Source organism: Solibacillus sp. FSL R5-0449 (genome assembly GCF_037975215.1).
In the GTDB taxonomy this organism is placed as follows: Bacteria; Bacillota; Bacilli; order Bacillales_A; family Planococcaceae; genus Solibacillus.
Map to the genome: position 1 here is coordinate 2189463 of NZ_CP150239.1, position 17647 is coordinate 2207109.

The 17647-nt window shown below is 40.0% G+C and carries 14 protein-coding genes; 2 read left to right on the forward strand and 12 right to left on the reverse strand.

Annotation, left to right across the window (positions count from 1 at the left end):
* Nucleotides 1-10: 10 nt before the first annotated feature.
* The 9 genes from mutS to gpr all read right to left on the reverse strand — a co-directional run bounded on the left by mutS (nt 11) and on the right by gpr (nt 12757).
* On the reverse strand, nt 11-2623 hold the full coding sequence (gene mutS, locus MKY27_RS10955) for a DNA mismatch repair protein MutS (protein WP_339195069.1): 2613 nt from the start codon (nt 2621-2623) through the stop codon (nt 11-13).
* A gap of 180 nt (nt 2624-2803) precedes the next feature.
* Entirely contained in the window at nt 2804-3385 is a 582-nt protein-coding gene (gene cotE / locus MKY27_RS10960; protein WP_339172050.1) for an outer spore coat protein CotE, read from the reverse strand.
* Between the two features lie 223 nt (nt 3386-3608).
* Complete coding sequence (locus tag MKY27_RS10965) at nt 3609-5798, reverse strand: EAL domain-containing protein (protein WP_339195071.1); 2190 nt, start codon at nt 5796-5798, stop codon at nt 3609-3611.
* A gap of 372 nt (nt 5799-6170) precedes the next feature.
* The gene (locus tag MKY27_RS10970; RefSeq protein WP_339172056.1) at nt 6171-6608 is read right to left on the reverse strand and encodes a RicAFT regulatory complex protein RicA family protein; all 438 of its coding nucleotides are present in this window, start codon (nt 6606-6608) and stop codon (nt 6171-6173) included.
* Nucleotides 6605-8140, reverse strand: a complete 1536-nt coding sequence (gene miaB / locus MKY27_RS10975; RefSeq protein WP_339195074.1) for a tRNA (N6-isopentenyl adenosine(37)-C2)-methylthiotransferase MiaB — start codon at nt 8138-8140, stop codon at nt 6605-6607. Before miaB ends, MKY27_RS10970 begins: the two co-directional genes overlap by 4 nt.
* Nucleotides 8141-8216: 76 nt before the next feature.
* Nucleotides 8217-8561, reverse strand: a complete 345-nt coding sequence (locus tag MKY27_RS10980; protein WP_339195076.1) for a hypothetical protein — start codon at nt 8559-8561, stop codon at nt 8217-8219.
* Between the two features lie 91 nt (nt 8562-8652).
* On the reverse strand, nt 8653-10482 hold the full coding sequence (gene lepA, locus MKY27_RS10985; protein ID WP_339172063.1) for a translation elongation factor 4: 1830 nt from the start codon (nt 10480-10482) through the stop codon (nt 8653-8655).
* 335 nt (nt 10483-10817) lie between these two features.
* Complete coding sequence (gene spoIIP / locus MKY27_RS10990; RefSeq protein WP_339195078.1) at nt 10818-11639, reverse strand: stage II sporulation protein P; 822 nt, start codon at nt 11637-11639, stop codon at nt 10818-10820.
* 83 nt (nt 11640-11722) lie between these two features.
* A complete protein-coding gene (gene gpr, locus MKY27_RS10995; RefSeq protein ID WP_339172067.1) occupies nt 11723-12757 on the reverse strand; it encodes a GPR endopeptidase in 1035 nt (344 codons plus the stop codon).
* 164 nt (nt 12758-12921) lie between these two features.
* Here gpr and rpsT point away from each other — a divergent pair, with 164 nt between their 5' ends.
* Nucleotides 12922-13170 (forward strand): 30S ribosomal protein S20, encoded by a 249-nt coding sequence (rpsT, locus tag MKY27_RS11000; protein WP_251686766.1) that lies wholly within the window; start codon nt 12922-12924, stop codon nt 13168-13170.
* 70 nt (nt 13171-13240) lie between these two features.
* Here the strand turns inward: rpsT and holA are convergent, their stop codons facing one another.
* A complete protein-coding gene (gene holA / locus MKY27_RS11005; protein WP_339172071.1) occupies nt 13241-14251 on the reverse strand; it encodes a DNA polymerase III subunit delta in 1011 nt (336 codons plus the stop codon).
* 244 nt (nt 14252-14495) lie between these two features.
* Here holA and MKY27_RS11010 point away from each other — a divergent pair, with 244 nt between their 5' ends.
* Entirely contained in the window at nt 14496-14669 is a 174-nt protein-coding gene (locus tag MKY27_RS11010; RefSeq protein WP_339172073.1) for a YqzM family protein, read from the forward strand.
* A gap of 51 nt (nt 14670-14720) precedes the next feature.
* Here MKY27_RS11010 and MKY27_RS11015 read toward each other — a convergent pair whose 3' ends face one another.
* Both MKY27_RS11015 and MKY27_RS11020 read right to left on the reverse strand, forming a co-directional pair.
* Nucleotides 14721-17039 (reverse strand): DNA internalization-related competence protein ComEC/Rec2, encoded by a 2319-nt coding sequence (locus MKY27_RS11015; RefSeq protein ID WP_339195081.1) that lies wholly within the window; start codon nt 17037-17039, stop codon nt 14721-14723.
* Nucleotides 17008-17583, reverse strand: coding sequence for a ComE operon protein 2 (locus MKY27_RS11020; RefSeq protein WP_339172077.1), 576 nt, complete (start codon nt 17581-17583; stop codon nt 17008-17010). Before MKY27_RS11020 ends, MKY27_RS11015 begins: the two co-directional genes overlap by 32 nt.
* Nucleotides 17584-17647 lie beyond the last annotated feature (64 nt).

Here is a 17647-nt window from a genome sequence, read left to right on the forward strand (position 1 = left end):
CCCTCCTTTATTAATTTCCTAATAATTTTTGCTGCAGTTCATACAATAATGTCATCGCCTGCATTGGTGTTGTCCCCATCACATTCAGTTTTTTCAATGCATCGAGCACTTCTTGTTGTTCTGGTGCGATTGCTGGTTCTTCCTCTATTGAAAATAATGAAAGCTGCAAATCGTCCTCTGCCACCTGTTCCGCTATTTGCGGACTTTGTGGTGGTTGTTGTTCGTAATTGATCGCTTGCGGCTTTTCAGCATTCGTAGCTTCAAACTGCTCCAGTAATATACGGGCACGCTGTAAAATCGTTTCCGGCATTTCCGCAAGTTCTGCCACATGCACACCGTAGCTTTTATCCGCAGCACCTTTTTTCACTTTATGCAAAAATACCACTCGGCCGTCCTGCTCGGTTGCACTGACATGAACATTTTGCAGCCTTGCCAGCTCGTTTTCCAAATCAGTCAGTTCGTGATAATGAGTTGAAAATAATGTGTTCGCACCGATTTCATCATGAATGTATTCCATCATTGCCTGCGCCAGACTCATTCCGTCATATGTTGAAGTACCGCGTCCGATTTCATCAAATAACAGCAAACTGTTTTTTGTTGCATGTGTAATGGCATGCTGTGATTCAAGCATTTCCACCATAAATGTCGATTGACCTGCCGCCAGGTCATCGGCTGCACCGATGCGCGTGAAAATCTGGTCGGTAATTGGCAGGATTGCTTCATCAGCCGGTACATAGCACCCCATTTGTGCCAAAACGACGATCAGTGCCACTTGGCGCATATACGTACTTTTACCCGACATGTTCGGACCGGTAATCAGCATCATATTTTTTTCATCTGTCAGCACACAATCATTTGGGACATAGCTTTGTTTATTGAGCATTTTTTCAACAACCGGGTGTCTTCCTTCAATAATTTTCAAGGCACGCCCTTCATGGAATACCGGCTTTGTAAAACGGTATTTGTCTGTTACCGTCGCAAAGCTCATCAGAACATCAAGCTCACTGATCTGGGCAGCCAATGCCTGAACGCGTGGTATATACCCTTTTAACTGTTCTCGCAATGCTACAAATAAATCATATTCCAATGCAAGGCTCTGCTCCTCAGCGTTCAAGATCAGTGCCTCTTTTTCTTTTAATTCTTCGGTAATAAAACGTTCAGCATTCGCCAAAGTTTGTTTTCGTTCAAAGCGTGCCAGGTCCGCATTATTCAAATGGGATTTTGTAATTTCGATATAATAGCCGAACACGCGGTTATAGCCGATTTTCAGATTTTTTATCCCTGTCAGTTCGCGTTCTTTCTGCTCAAGCTGGGCAATCCAGTCCTTCCCATTGCGGGATGCATCACGATATTCATCGAGCTGTGCATTGTACCCGTCGCGAATGACATCGCCTTCTTTGATTGAAATGGGCGGATGTTCGGTAATCGCTTCTGCCAGCAATTGTTCAATATCTGCGCACACGTCCAGCTTTTGACCAAGTACCATACACTTTTCCAACCCGCTGTTTACAAGCATTTGCTGGATCATTGGTACTTGTCGTAGCGATTCGCGCAGCTGTGCCAGATCGCGTCCACCAACAGAACCAAATGCTACACGCCCTGCCAGACGTTCCAAATCATAGACATTTTTCAGCAGTGTCGTTAATTCATCGCGTAAAAAGAAGTCTTCAAGCAATTCCGTAACAATCGCCTGTCTCGCCTCAATCGCATTTTTCTTTGCGAGCGGCTGATGCATCCACTGTTTCAGTTTTCGGCCGCCCATTGCTGTTACTGTTTCGTCTAAAAGCCACAGCAATGTCCCTTTAGAATCTCCGCCGCGTATGGACTGAATCAGCTCCAAATTACGTTTGGAATTCGTATCGATGCGAAGGAAATTATCCGCTTCCGTATAGACAAACGGCTGTATATGCGATAATGAACGCATTTGCGTCCGCTCAACGTATTGTAATAATCGCTTTGCCACACCTTGCAGCTGTACCGGCAAGTGTGCAACATACTGGTCCGCCTTATCTGTATCCATTTCTTCTGTTTCAAGAGACAGGACGATGCCTCCCGCTTCCGCATAATCGGCAAGAAGTAACTGCAGCTGTTCGGTCACAATCAGTTCTTTTATTGCATAGGCCTGGACTTGCTGAATTAATTGTTTTGCACTTCCTTCAATAACCGAACAGTTTGCTTCACCTGTCGATACGTCCAAATAGGCGAATACGATCTCACCATCTTCATTACTTTCAGCCGCTGCAATAAAATGATTTGATTTCCCGTCAAGTGCTTTCCCTTCTGTAATCGTTCCCGGTGTAATTACTTGTACGACTTCACGTTTCACAACACCTTTTGCATGCTTTGGATCTTCCGTCTGTTCACATACAGCCACTTTAAAACCTTTTGCCACAAGTGTTTCGATATAGCCTTGTGCAGAATGATGCGGGACCCCACACATCGGTATTGGATTATCGGTATTCCCCGCACGAGCTGTTAATGTAATTTCCAGCAGCTGTGACGCTTTAATGGCATCATCAAAAAACAATTCATAAAAATCGCCTAGACGGTAAAATAAAAAAGCATCTTTGTAATCTTGTTTTACGAGCAAATATTGTTGCATCATCGGTGTATATGTAGTCATGTTTATTTCCCTCACTTGCTAAAACTTGTACAAGTATTATACCATTTGACTCGCATTTTGCCTTGCAAACGCAAAGAAAAGGAATTGTCTGAAAGTAATCTTCAAACAATTCCCAACTGTTTACGATAGAATTTTACAATTTTTTATGCCGAAATATTTCCTGTTAAACGATAGATTCTTTTATGAAAAAGATGAGGAATCATAATCTTTGCCAAAATCTTTGCCGCCGGAATCGGACGACGATGATGACGAAGATGATGAACTGCTGGATGGCTGTTGTGAACTTTCTTCAAACGACCACTCATCCTCAAAATCAAGCGGGTGTACATTAATGACAATTGTCGTTTCCCCAATAATTTCCACTAAAAATTCACGTTCAACCGTTACCTGAATTTTGTCGCCTTGCTTTGTAATAATTGCCTCAATACAATTCGGCGCTTGTAATACACGGACTTTCACATCATTCGAATCTACTTCTTCACCGTCACGGAATGACAGTTTGACACGATCCTTATAGGAAATCGTCTCCGTATGCACTGCCGTTTTTGAATGATTGTTATATGCATACCATACATTCACATCAAACTTCCCTGTCACCTCAACAAATTTACCATTACGTTTTGCCTGATAATGATGATTAATCACCCAGCAACCTAATATGCTCGTTGGCGCATTCGGTGGACAGAGCGTTTCTACACATTCGGTACGCTTCTTCCCTTTCGCAATAACTGCTTTCGTCACAATTTGACGTAAACGCTTCACCGAACATCTCTCCTTTCTTCAACTGCTCGACTTATTGTATGCGGCAGGTGCCTAAAGGGTGAAATGAGTTTTTAGAAAAGAAAAAACTACTACAAACCTTAATTGTAGTAGCGCTTTTCCTATTCCTTCGCTCAAATGTCTCTTTTGTAGATTGTATTTATTGCGGGATATGGCCTACATAGCCTTTTGTTGTTTCGCCCATATTTTTGTCCCACTGAGAGTTTTATTTGTTGAAAGAAATTTTTATCTCGTTATCAAGCAGTTCATTAATTTGTTTAATGGGCATCGGTTTATAGTAATAATATCCTTGGCCCACCTGACAGCCTAATCGCTTTAATTCAAGGTGCTGTTCTTCAGTTTCGATTCCTTCTGCCACCGAGACCATGCTCAAATTATCCGAAAGCTGAATAATCGTTTTTATAACGGCATTCATCCGAGGATTCGCTAAATCATCGACGAAACTTTTATCAATTTTTATTTCTTTAAACGGCAGTTCCTGCAAATAACTCAGTGAGGAATAGCCAACACCAAAATCATCAATCGATGTTTCAATACCAAGCTGTTGCAGCTCATCGATAATTTTTTTTGCCCGTAATACATCTTCCAGTTCGACACTTTCGGTAATTTCAAATTTTATGAATTTGGGATCGATTTTATAGCTTTCAATAAGGGCAACGGAACTTTCCACAAATGCCGGATTATAAAAATGACTCGGTGATATATTGATCGATACTTGATACAATTTCATTCCCGCATCATGACGCTGTTTTTGCCATTGGAGTACCTTTTTGAAAATTTCGAGGTCTACCTTATAAATATTGCCGGTATTTTCGGCAACCGGAATAAACAACGTTGGAGAAACAAAACCTAATTCGGCCGAATTCCAGCGTGCCAATGCTTCAAAACTTTCAATTTCCCCTGTCATCAAGTTCACTTTCGGTTGGAGCATCGGGAAAAATTCGCTGTTTTTTAGACCACGTGTAAAATGGGCCAGTATTTTCATCTCTTGTTCGACCGACTCAATTAATCCCATATTAAAGCTTTTAATAGCACTGCCCGTTACTTTCAGCGCACTTGATAATGCATTATCCGCCTGGCGGACTGCTTCTATGTAGTTAGTACTGGAACTAAAAGATGAAGTTCCTATTTTTAAAGTTAAATACACTTCTTTTCCATCAATATAATACGGCTCCGATAAAACATGATCCGCTTCGACGGGTGGGATATTCATTTCCCTTAATGACAGTGACGTCGCTACAATAATTGATGAATGTGTGTATCTCGCAATGATTGAATCCCCGAATGTCGAGATATTCTGAATTCGTTTGGCAAGCTGACGCAGCACGTCATCCCCGCCTTGGCGGCCATATAAATCAATTATATTTTGGTATTCTCCCGGTTCAATAATATATAAATGCCCATTTGGGTGATCCGCAGCAAACTCTTTTAATACGATTTTAAAGCACTCATAATTATTCAATCCGGATGCTACATCCTGAAAAGCAAGACGGTGAATTGCACTTTTCTGATCAAAATATTTTAATGCGAGTGTGACAATGGGTGCAATTCGATTCATAAATTTTATTTCAATCGCTTTTGGTTCTGCCCGTTGCTCAAAGTACATTGTAAATAAGCCGATTGTTTTTTCTTCCGAGTTTAAAATTGGCTGGCTCCACATTGAAACTAAATGATACTTTTCAATAATCGGCTGATATGCTTCATGATAGACCGATTGCTCCAAATCTTTAATAATAAGAGGTTTATTGTTTTTTCTTTTGTCTTTGAGATCTAATAATAAAATATTTTCATCGAGCTCTTTCAAATCTCTCCACATTTCACCGTAAATATTAATCATCCGGTCATTATCATCAACAAGTACGATGGAGCAGTGACATTTCTTTCCGAAAGTTATTTCAACCGTTCTGCAAATATTGCGTAAGACATTTTCGATTGGATGTCCTGTTTCCAGACTGAAGTACACTTCACGTTCCAGCTCAATCAATGATTCGATGTTCATGGAGTCTGTTACATCTTTCATAATGATGACACAATATTGGAGTATTCCATGCTGATTGAACATTGGCAAATGACGGACTTCATTCCAGAATGCATAACCATCTTTACGGTAATGAAAGGATGAAGTTTTAAAAGTGAGTCCATTTTCAATACTTTCCCGAATTGAATTTTCATTTACCATATCTGTAAGAGGCCCTTGCAGTAATGAAAATGTCGACCCGATTACATCAGCTTCATCGTACCCTGTTGTTTGCAGAAAGAGCTGATTGGTAAAATCAATTGTATAACCTTTATTGGGGTTAATAATTGCTACTGCCGCATCTATCTGCCTGGCCATCTGACATAACCAAACGTACATTCCTTCATCACTTACATTTAGATCGTCATATTCGTACATAGGCAAAGTCCTTCCCATATAGTTCTAACTAACTTAAATTATAACAAAAGAAAGTAGGAATATCGACACCATTATTTACACATACTGTTAAGGTTTTAGAATATTAAATTTAAAAAAGAGGTTGGGACATAACCCAAAAATGCTATTTTTCTCTGAAAGAAAAATAGCATTTTTTTGCTGAGCGTTAAAATTGATTTCCATTCCGGGACGCTTTCCGCGGGCGTGGCCTGAGCCTGTAGTCTCAGGCGTCACGCTATTCCCGCAGGAGTCGCCCTCCATTCCAATCAATTTTGCAATATATCCATTTCTTAATAAAGGCTTTCCTTTTATTTAGCAATAATTATACTTATGTCCCAGCCTCTTAAAATCATTTTAAGAGCATGAGCCTGGTGTACTATTGCGTACCTTTGAGCCTGTTTCGCCTTTTAGTAAATCTCCGCCAGTCGAAGCAATGACTTCATCTGTAACATTGTTCGCAATGGCATTTGATACTAATTGTAACAGTTCATTTACTTCTGTCTGCGATTGTTTAAATTGTTGAACGACTGGTAGTTCGTCGATTTCTGTTTCAATTCCTGTAATCTTGCCTTCAATCATTTTAAGTGCTTTTTCTTTCCCTAAGTGTTGGAAGTTAACTGCCTGTTTTTGCAGTGCTTTTAATGAAGCAATTTTTTCGCGTACAAATTGGTTTTCATTGATTTGTTCTTCTGCTTTTTTGAAAAATTCAACTTCTTCGGTATTCGCAATCATATGGGCAATTTCTTTTGCTTTTTCTACAATCTCATCTTTTGTATATAATTTTGTTGTCATCTTACGAACTCCCCCTCTTTTATCACTTCTTCTACAAATTCACCCATTAATGAGTATGATTTTGCTTCTAAAATTTTTACATTTACAAGCTTTCCAATATATTTTGGATCAGCCTTAAAGTTAACAAGACGGTTTTTGCGCGTATAGCCAGCTAACACATCATCGCGTCTTTTACTGCTGCCTTCAACTAAAACTTCTACTGTTTGACCTTCCAAGTCTTTGAGTGCTTTTGCAGAATACTCCCCGACAATCGCATTCAAACGGTGCAGACGGTCTTTCTTTTCTTCTTCTGTTACATTATCGACCATTTTAGCAGCCGGTGTTCCTTCACGAGGCGAATAAATATATGTGAACGCCATATCAAAGCCAACTTGTCGATACAAATCAAGCGTTTCCTGGAATTGCTCTTCTGTTTCATTCGGATAGCCTACAATGATATCAGTTGTCAATGTTACGCCTGGAATAGCCGCTTTAATCTTATCGACTAATTGCAGGAAATGCTCACGTGTATATTTACGAGCCATAATTTTTAAAATTTCATTTGAACCCGATTGTACCGGTAAATGAATATGATCAACGAGATTTCCGCCTTTTGCCAAGACTTCGATTAAATGATCATCAAAGTCGCGCGGATGACTTGTTGTAAAGCGAATTCGCGGGATATCGATTTTACGTAGTTCGTCCATTAAATCACCCAGTCGATATTCGATATCATCAAAGTCTTTCCCGTATGCATTGACGTTTTGGCCTAAAAGCATAATTTCTTTATAGCCTTGTGCTGCCAATTCACGCACTTCCTGGATAATTTCTTCAGGTCGACGTGAACGTTCCTTGCCCCGTGTATATGGAACGATACAATATGTACAGAACTTGTCGCAGCCGTACATAATATTCACCCAAGCTTTAATCGAGCCAATACGTTTTTTCGGAAGGTTTTCGATGACATCGCCTTCTTTTGACCATACTTCAACAACCATTTCCTTAGACATATAGGCATCGTGTAAAATATTCGGTAATCGGTGGATATTATGTGTCCCGAACACCATATCAACATGCTGATACTGTTTTAATATTTTGTTCACAACAGACTCTTCTTGCGACATGCATCCGCAGACGCCGATCAGCATTTCCGGATTTTTACGTTTATATTTTAACAGGAAGCCCAGCTCACCGAATACTTTATTTTCCGCATTTTCACGGATTGCGCACGTGTTTAGTAAAACAACATCCGCTTCTTCAATCATTTCAGTCGGTGTATAGCCAAGCTGCATGAAAATACCAGCCATTACTTCCGTATCGTGCTCATTCATTTGACAGCCGTATGTTCGAATATAAAACTTACGATTCTGTCCCATTCCTAGAAATTTTTCTTCAATATCAAAATCTTTATGATATTTCACTTCTTCTTTACCGCGTTTTTTCGCCTCTTTTAGTGAAGGAGCTGTAAATACTTTTTCGAAATATTTACTATAGTCTTTTTCTTCCTTAGGTTGTTTAATCTGCTGACTAGCTAGTCGTTGTTCTTCATTCATCGACTACTTGCCCCCCTATCATTTATTACCTTAACTCATTTCATCATTATAGCGAACTGTTGCCGGTTGTTACAAGCTAGTCGATAAATTGTTTATAACTATTGAGGTCATTATCACGTAAAATTGTAAAAAATGTGACACTCAACTTGATTACCTGTGCCCAGTTCATTTCATATTTCGCTTCAAATAGATGCTTTGGCAGGCGCAACACATCCTGAAACAGTCGTTTCGCTTCAATGTTCTGCTGTGCTAAATACGCTAAAAATGCCAAAAACAGCTTGTGGTCCTCCAGCTTCAGCGCTTTGTTTTCCAACAGTGCATCTACACGGCCTCCCGGAGAGTTGGCACGTTCAAACAATCTATTCAATTCACTTTCCAGTTTTTCATTTTTATATTGCAAAAAATTTAAAATATCGGTCATTATTTCTACCTCATTTTCAAAAAACATTTCAGTAAACTTGTCCTTCTAAAAATAAAAGGCAGAAAGATTGCTCTATCTGCCTTTACAAATATTATTTACTGTCATCCATTTTCAGTACGGCCATGAATGCTTCTTGTGGAACTTCTACTGAACCTACTTGTTTCATACGTTTTTTACCGGCTTTTTGCTTTTCAAGTAATTTACGTTTACGTGAAATGTCACCGCCGTAACATTTGGCAAGTACGTTTTTACCCATTGACTTAATTGTCGAGCGGGCAATGATTTTTTGTCCGATTGCTGCTTGTACCGGTACTTCGAATTGTTGACGTGGAATGAGCTCTTTTAGTTTTTCTACAATTACTTTTCCGCGTTCATATGCAAAGTCTTTGTGTACGATAAAGCTTAACGCATCGACTTGTTCACCGTTCAATAGAATATCCATTTTGCTTAATTTAGAAGGCTGGTATCCGATTAATTCATAATCAAACGACGCATAGCCTTTCGTATTCGATTTCAGGAAGTCAAAGAAGTCGTATACGATTTCCGCTAAAGGCATCTCATAAACGATTTTTACACGCGAGTCATCGATGTAATCCATCCCTGAGAAGTTACCGCGTTTTTTCTGGCAAAGTTCCATTACAGCACCTACATAATCGTTTGGTACCATAATTGTCGCTTTTACGTACGGCTCTTCAATGCGGTCGATTTTTTGCGGATCCGGCATCATTGACGGGTTATCGACTTTTAATACCGAACCATCAGTTTTTGTCACTTCATAAATTACAGAAGGCGCAGTCGTGATTAAATCAATGTTGAACTCACGCTCAATACGCTCCTGAATAATTTCCATGTGCAATAGCCCTAAGAATCCGCATCGGAAACCGAAGCCTAATGCCTGAGAAGTTTCTGCCTCATATTGGAGTGCAGAATCGTTTAGTTCCAGTTTTTCAAGTGCTTCACGTAAATCGTTGTATTTGGCAGTATCAATCGGATAAAGGCCGCAATATACCATCGGATTTAATTTACGGTAACCCGGAAGCGGTTCTGTAGCGGCACGGCTGCCCGCGAAAGTTACAGTATCACCTACACGTGTGTCCTGAACATTTTTGATGGATGCTGTTAAATAACCTACATCACCAACTGTCAGTTCAGCTTGCGGTATTGCTTTCGGTGTATGGATTCCTACTTCGATTACTTCGAATTCTGCACCTGTTGCCATCATTTTAATTGTATCTCCGGCTTTCACAGTACCATTTACAATACGGATCGAGATAATAACGCCTTTATAGGCATCATACACAGAGTCAAAGATTAATGCTTGTAATGGAGCATCAGGATCACCTTGTGGGGCAGGTACTTTTTCAACGACCTGTTCCAAAATATCCTCGATCCCAATTCCTGCTTTTGCTGATGCAAGTACTGCTTCAGAAGCATCCAGTCCAATTACATCTTCTACTTCTGCGCGGACACGTTCCGGGTCTGCAGCAGGCAAGTCGATTTTATTGATAACCGGTAAAATTTCAAGGTCATTGTCCAGAGCCAAATATACGTTCGCAAGCGTTTGCGCTTCAATTCCCTGTGCGGCATCGACTACTAAAATGGCACCTTCACATGCCGCTAATGAACGTGATACTTCATATGTGAAATCGACGTGACCCGGTGTGTCGATCAGATGGAAAGTATAGATTTCGCCATTTTTAGCATTATATTTTAATTGTACGGCATTTAATTTAATTGTAATTCCGCGCTCACGCTCCAGATCCATCGAATCCAGAAGCTGTGACTTCATTTCTCGTTGTGTAACAGTTTGCGTCTTTTCCAATAAACGGTCAGCAAGTGTCGATTTCCCGTGGTCGATATGTGCAATAATCGAGAAATTTCGGATATTTTCTTGTCGTTTTAAACGTTGTTCTCGGTTCATGTATAATTCCTCTCCTAATTAGAAAAAACACCTGAGCCCATTTAGGGTTTGGTGTCACTACATATGTAGGTTATTCATCCATTTACTTTTCTACTAAAATACAGCCTCTATTCTCCATAATTTGAAGTAATGGAACAATAGAGGCATAACGTATTTTAAATTATACTATGAATTGTAGTGAAACGACAACAGCGAACCTTCACCTGCAATAGGAAAACCGCATTTCGCACCAAACTTTTGCGAAATGCGGTTTTTCATATTCGAGCGGGCAGCCGTACTGATATGGCTCATCAACTTCACACTACCCGCCTGCTATTTTGTATTTCAAATAATACTTAACCTGCTGATTCAACAAAAGCAACCCGAATCGCCTGCGCTAAAATCGCCATTGTACGTTGAAGCTCTTCTTCCGTATTGTCTATGCCTCCAAGTTCAATCAGCAATACATTAGTCGCAAGATCCTGATTGTAAACACCGTCAACACCAGTTCCCGACTTTTTCATAATTCCGCGTGAAACGCCAGGCACAATTCGATTCACTTGCTCGCTTAGCATTGTTGCATAAGCTAAATTTGCTTCATATGCAGGATGTTCTGCACCGACGACAAATGCAATTTTTGCATATTGTTCATTATTTGCTGTAAGTGTCGTCACTTTTTTAGGTGCTGAATCCCGATGGAAATCGATGACAAGATCATATTTGCTTCCTTCCAAATACTCGGCCAATACAGGTCGCGCCACTTTGTATGCCTGGTGAAATGTCGCATCAACCTGTTTCATTTCGGTCATAACATCAAAATCAACAATATGTGGTGTTAAACCGTTTAATTCAAGATAGTGCTGCATCATTTCCTGGAGTGAAAAGATATTCATTTCTTCATCATAGACTGCCTGCATCCCTTTTGTTTTCTTGACGATCGGCTTATAAGACTCGTGTGAATGTGTGAACATCAGCAGTACATCGAATGGATCGACTTTCGGTTCTTCAGGTACTGTGTCTATTGGCTCTGTCGCCGCATAAACAACGTGCGGACGTTCACTTTTAATTTTTTGTGTAGTCATTTCATTATTTGGAAAAGGGAATTGCCCAATAATAATAGGCAGTGAAAATAAAAATAAGAACAATAATGAGAAGCGTTTTAGTTTCCGCAAACACATCACCCTTTCTCCAATACAATATGGGAAAAGAGTAAAACTTAGAACGTATAACTAGTTTTTATTGTTCAGAAAAAAATTGCCGGCTAATTTCCGGCTTTTTGTTTTTCATCAAGCCATGTAAACAAGCTTTCACCTAGTAGAAATGCATATTGACTAAGCCAGAAGTCGACTTCTTTCGGTGTAACCATCAATCGCTCGGGATGGGTGCTGAAAACTTCTTCAAATAATTGTCTTCGGTCTTCAGTTGGCCATGTCGCCCACTGACCGAAAATCGGTTCGACTGTTGTTAAATCGACCTCTTCGTTTACAGGTGTCCAGCTTGTTACGGAAAGCTTGCCGGACGGTTTCCCTCTTTCCTGGATTTTAGCCGCAATTGATCTGAATGCAACATCAATTGCATCAGCGATTAAAATCGGGGCTTCCACAACGGTCGGAACGCCGATTGCTGTTACCGGAACGCCGAGCACTTCCTTGGATACTTCTTTGCGATGGTTGCCGACGCCCCCTCCTGGATGGATACCTGTATCAGTTAGCTGGATAGTACGGCATAATCGGGCACTTCCGCTCGTTGCAAGCGCATCGATAATAATGACGAGCGCAGGTTTAATTCTTTCTGCCAATGCATGGATATAATCACTTGTTTCAAATCCTGTTTGGCCGGTAACACCCGGCGCATACAAAATAAACTTTGGTGAATCCAGTTCTGACTGTTTTTTATGCATGGCATCGATTGTATAAGGACCGATCGCATCCGGGGTAATCGTCTTGTTCCCTAAGCCAATCACTAAAATTTTTGAATCCGCCGTAATTTTTATATCTTTGTGCAGATCGTGCAGGTAATGGATCAGAGACTCCTGCATTTGTTCAAAACCATGGCGGTCTTCTGATGTTAATGTAGGGATGGACAACGTTATATACGTGCCCTGCTTTTTACTTATTCTTTCTTCCCCTGCAGCATTCACTTCAACTTTTGTGATTTTGACACGATTTTGTTGGGATTCTTCCATGTGAATGCCACGTTCGCGTTCCAATGTTTCCTTTTGCTCTTTTGTTTGATGTTGGACGACTTCTGCTGTTTCATCAATTAAATCTGTTCGATTCCAGTCAATTTTTTTCATATTGCACCTCCACAATTCAGTTTGCTCAAACTGTCAAGTAAATATTCTTTGCATTTATGTATTGCAATTCCTTCAATCCTTTGGTAGAATGATTTTTGTTGTATTGACACATGAAATAAGTGAGAAAATACTCATCTCGTACCTAAATCTAGGAGGTGAAAGAAATGCCAAACATTAAATCTGCTATCAAACGTGTAAAAGTTAACGAAAAAGCTAACGCTGCTAACGTACAAGCAAAATCTGCTATGCGTACTACAGTTAAAAAAGCTGAGCAAGCGATCGCAACAGGTGCTGAAAACGCACAAGAATTAGTAGTTGCTGCTTCTAAAGCATTAGATAAAGCTGCTTCTAAAGGTCTTATTCACAAAAACGCGGCTTCTCGTAAAAAGTCTCGTTTAGCGAAAAAAGCTTAATTGTAACTTATAAAGCCAACTGTGCATCTGCACAGTTGGCTTTTTTCATTGTTTCCTAGAATAAAATTTTCTATAGTTTCTTCATTAAAAATAGCTCGAGGTGGCGTTCACGGTTTCCGCCCGTTGTTTTCAGCTGAAGATCCACTTCCGCCAAACTGTAGAGGGCCTGAAGCAGACGCTGGTCGGATGGGCGGTTTCTTTGGCCTGAAATAACTTGCACCCGATAAGGATGGATTTTAAGCTGTTTTGCAATCTGTTGCTGATGGTATCCTTTTTTTTGCAAATAAAAAATATTTGTCATCGTTCGTATATTATTTGCCAAGAGGCCTACAAGTTTAATGGGCTCTTCTTTTTGACGTAATAGATCATGGTAGATTTTGAGCGCCTCTTCCTGATTGTGGTCCAAATAGGCATTCAGCATTTTAAATGCATCATGCTCAAGCGTTTTCGCTACTAAATCTTCTACAAGATCACGTGTAATCTCATGATCTTCTCCTAAATACAAGGCCATCTTCTCTATTTCCATCTGAAGCTGGAGCATATTCGGCCCGACCATTTCAAGCAGTTTGCCGACTGCCTCATCGGTAATCGCTTTTCCATGCTGCTCTGCTTCGTTTTTCACCCATACATTCAAATCATTGTTCTGCGGGGTTTCTGCTGCGATTACTGTACATTTTTCTTTCATAAGCTTTGTAACTTTTTTACGCTCATCCAACTTTTCATACGGGGCGATAAATATCGTGATGGCTGTATCAGTAGGGTGCTGCAACCAGTTTTCAAGGCGCTTCAAATCATGGTCTATCTTTTCTTTGCCTTTTTCAGTCGCTTTTAAAAATGAGGCATTTTTAGCTATTATTAATTTACGTTCCGAGAAAAACGGAATCGTATCTGCTTCATCAATAACATAATCAATCGGCTGTTCATTTAAGTCAAAGGTCATAATTTCCGCTTCCTCATTTTTTTGAAGAGCTGCCTTCAACTGCTTAATTGTTTCGTCCACAAAATAGGATTCTTCTCCTACAAGCAAGTAAACCGGTGCGAAATTCCCCTTTTTAAAATCTTGCCATACTTTTGTTATCATACTGGGAACCTCCTTTACTTTCGTAGTTCTAAGTATACCATTTTTTACGTTACTGAGGATGTCCAGTTTCATATCTCCTTATGCCTCGAACTCGTACTTATTGTTTCTATCTCCTGTATATTTAATTATGGATTTTTTTGAAATTAAACCTAACTCCATAAACCAATAAAAGGAATAATTAGCATTTCATATAGCATTTTAAGTTAGAATATTCTATAATTATTGGAGATTAGGAGGGATACTTATGGCAGGACATCAAGATCCAAACTATGTAGCTGAAAACCCATTTGAAGGTCGTGGCCGCGCGATGAAAAGCAATGACTTTCCGGATGCAGGTTACGGTTTCGCCATTGGTGGCGGTTTCTTCATCGTATTGTTTATTATTGCAACAATCGTAGAAGCAGCTACACGTATGTAATTCCTTAAAAGCGGGATGGTTTCTAGTTAAAATTAGAAACCATCCCCTTTTTTATTTCATAAAAATAGAATTCGATTTTTCAATGTACATTTGACTTTGTGAAACGGAAACTTCTACAGTTCCATCTAATCCTGTTATCGCGTATGGGATATTTTTCTCCTCAAATCGATTGACAACATCTGTATGCGGATGATTATAGCGGTTATTTTCGCCTGCCATAAACACAACAAATTCAGGATTTGTTACGGTGATAAATTCTTCAGTGCTTGAAGTTCTACTGCCATGATGCCCTGCCTTCAATAAGTCGATATTACGTAATTTCCCGTTATAAAGCCGAATGAGCTCGCTCTCGCCTTCCTGCTCCAAGTCCCCTGTGAATAGTGCTCTGAATGCCCCGTGCTTTATAAATAAAACGAGTGAATCATTATTTCCTTCATATTCGATATCCAATGGCCATAAATATTCCAAAGCTGTTTCCCCGATTTGCCACTTATGACCAGCCATTTTCTCCATTAGTTTTGTATTCGTTTTCTCAAGTTCCTGTAAAAAATCATTCATAACCGGCTTACCGAACGAACCTGGTGTCACATGCACCTCGTTTACAATTACCTCCCGCAACACCTCTTCAGCCCCCTCAACATGATCGGCATCCGCATGTGACAGTACAAATGTGTCAATTGTCTGTATCCCTCGCCCTTTTAAATAAGGAACGACAACTTGACGCCCGATTTCATAGGGCGTTTTTCGCTCTTTCCACTTTTCCTGTTCAAATCGCAGCAAGCCTCCTGCATCGATGACAATGACCGATTTTCTGCGCGGCAATTCAATGACAATGCAGTCCCCTTGTCCGACGTTGACAAAAGCAATTTTCAGATCACTGTTCAAAAATGGCTGTCCATGGAATATTAATGCCGGCAGTACTAAAACAAAGATTACTTTCTTTAAACGCGCTTGCTGGTCAAGTAAGTAAAAAGCAAATAAAACCGAACTATATAAAAGAATAAGCCACGTAATTGAAGGTTTACCGGGATTCCACATTTGAACAATCGGCTGCTGAATGTAGAGTATGAAGTTTGTCAGTGCTGTACGTAGCGGCTCATAAATAAAAAAGAGAGTGGTATCAACCGGGAATGGCAAAAAAGTAAGAACAAGAACAAATAGATTGACTGGTAAAATAATAAAGGAAAAAAGAGGGACAAAAATGATATTCGCGACAAAAGAGGAAAGGCTAATTTCGTAAAAGTGGAACAGTAATAAAGGATAAACGAGGATTTGGCATACAAATGTAATGTAAAAAGACTGCACCCAAAAATTTGAATAGCGGGCTAAAATGCGGTTCGAATAAACTAAGCTGTAAGTGGCCAAATAGGATAGCTGAAAGCCGACTTGAAATACCGCACCAGGCTCTAATAAGACAAATATAATAAAGCTGAGCGATAATGCATCATCCATCGGTATTCCCCAACGAACATACTGTGCAAGTAAAACAAATTCAACGACACTAACTGCGCGCCAAATAGACGGTGCTCCTCCTGCTAAAATTGCATAGAGAGGCAATAGTATAAGCAAAAGTATTGTCGCGATTTCTCTACGTATCGTTAAGCGGAGCAATATCTGGAAAAACAGAAATGAAACAAGCGCAACATGCAATCCCGAAATCGCGAATAAATGGGTAATCCCAAGTTTTTGATAAGCGCGATTTAATTGTTCATCGACATTGTCCTGGTAACCGATTAAAAGAGCTTGTGCTTCTGCTGAAAGTGCGGGTGGAAAAGTTTTTTCAATATGTCTTTTTAACCGAAAGCGTTGTTCATAGATTGGTTGCATAAAGTTTTTATTTTGTCTTAAATATTGGAGTTGATGAATTTCAATGATCCCTCTTGCATTTTTGCTTTGCAAATAGCGGGCCATAGAAAAGCCATAGCGGTGTGAAGGGATTGATGGGGATACTTGCTCCCCGGTCACAAGAAAACTTGTACCAGCAAGCTGCTGAGCCTCGAAACGCTGCTTTTCGTTTTCATTTTTCAATTCATAGGTGACATATACTTTGTCGCCGGAATCATCATGCATGAACCCTCTCAACATCACACCATTGATATTGTACTCATCGGTCCATGTTAACAATGCCGGCAGTTCAACAGGTCTTGAAAGCTTATTGACTTCAAAGGAAAAATAGCTGTAACTCCCAATGCCAACAATTACTATACACAACAGATGTATGTTTGCCAATCGTTTATAAAGACTAAATATCAACAATAACGCAATCAGAAAAAGAAGCCTTCCCGATTCAAATGCAGCAAGTGCACTGATACAAATCGACAAGGCGTAAAATATCCAGTTATGCTTGAACAAGTTTACCAAATAAAGCATGCATCTTCTCCTCTAATGGGAGCAATTGATCGCGGCTTGCACCTAACTCACGAAGCTTTTCGAGCATTTCAGCAGTCAACGCAAACTTTTCGTCCTGCAGAAAGTCGATCTTTGCTTCATCAAACGGAATATGTGCAACATGGACATCTGCTTTTTTGAACAGCTCCATTGCATATGAATTATTTTTATAATCCTTTGCATAGTACACATTTTTAATGCCGGCCTGAATAATTGTTTTCGTGCATGGCAGGCATGGGAAATGCGTGACATACAGATCCGCTCCATTTGATGGCGTACCATATTTGGCACATTGCAGTAATGCATTCGTTTCTGCATGCACTGTACGGACACAATGGTTGTCCACAACGTAGCATCCTTCTTCGATACAGTGTTCGTCGCCTGAAATCGATCCATTATATCCGCCGGCAATAATGCGCTTTTCCCTTACTATTGTCGCTCCTACCGCAAGACGGCTGCACGTGCTTCTTAATGCGAGTAAATGACTTTGTGCCATAAAAAATTGATCCCAAGTAATTCGCTCCATATGATAACCCCCAAATGTTTTGTCACCTATCAGTTTATACGTAGTTCCTGACATGCGCAATGTA

Coding starts and splice junctions, on each gene's coding strand:
- mutS (WP_339195069.1), bottom strand. CDS start 2,623: ATGACTACATATACACCGATGATGCAACAATATTTGCTCGTAAAACAA.
- MKY27_RS10965 (WP_339195071.1), bottom strand. CDS start 5,798: ATGTACGAATATGACGATCTAAATGTAAGTGATGAAGGAATGTACGTT.
- MKY27_RS10970 (WP_339172056.1), bottom strand. CDS start 6,608: ATGACAACAAAATTATATACAAAAGATGAGATTGTAGAAAAAGCAAAA.
- miaB (WP_339195074.1), bottom strand. CDS start 8,140: ATGAATGAAGAACAACGACTAGCTAGTCAGCAGATTAAACAACCTAAG.
- MKY27_RS10980 (WP_339195076.1), bottom strand. CDS start 8,561: ATGACCGATATTTTAAATTTTTTGCAATATAAAAATGAAAAACTGGAA.
- lepA (WP_339172063.1), bottom strand. CDS start 10,482: ATGAACCGAGAACAACGTTTAAAACGACAAGAAAATATCCGAAATTTC.
- spoIIP (WP_339195078.1), bottom strand. CDS start 11,639: ATGTGTTTGCGGAAACTAAAACGCTTCTCATTATTGTTCTTATTTTTA.
- gpr (WP_339172067.1), bottom strand. CDS start 12,757: ATGAAAAAAATTGACTGGAATCGAACAGATTTAATTGATGAAACAGCA.
- rpsT (WP_251686766.1), top strand. CDS start 12,922: ATGCCAAACATTAAATCTGCTATCAAACGTGTAAAAGTTAACGAAAAA.
- holA (WP_339172071.1), bottom strand. CDS start 14,251: ATGATAACAAAAGTATGGCAAGATTTTAAAAAGGGGAATTTCGCACCG.
- MKY27_RS11010 (WP_339172073.1), top strand. CDS start 14,496: ATGGCAGGACATCAAGATCCAAACTATGTAGCTGAAAACCCATTTGAA.
- MKY27_RS11015 (WP_339195081.1), bottom strand. CDS start 17,039: ATGCTTTATTTGGTAAACTTGTTCAAGCATAACTGGATATTTTACGCC.
- MKY27_RS11020 (WP_339172077.1), bottom strand. CDS start 17,583: ATGGAGCGAATTACTTGGGATCAATTTTTTATGGCACAAAGTCATTTA.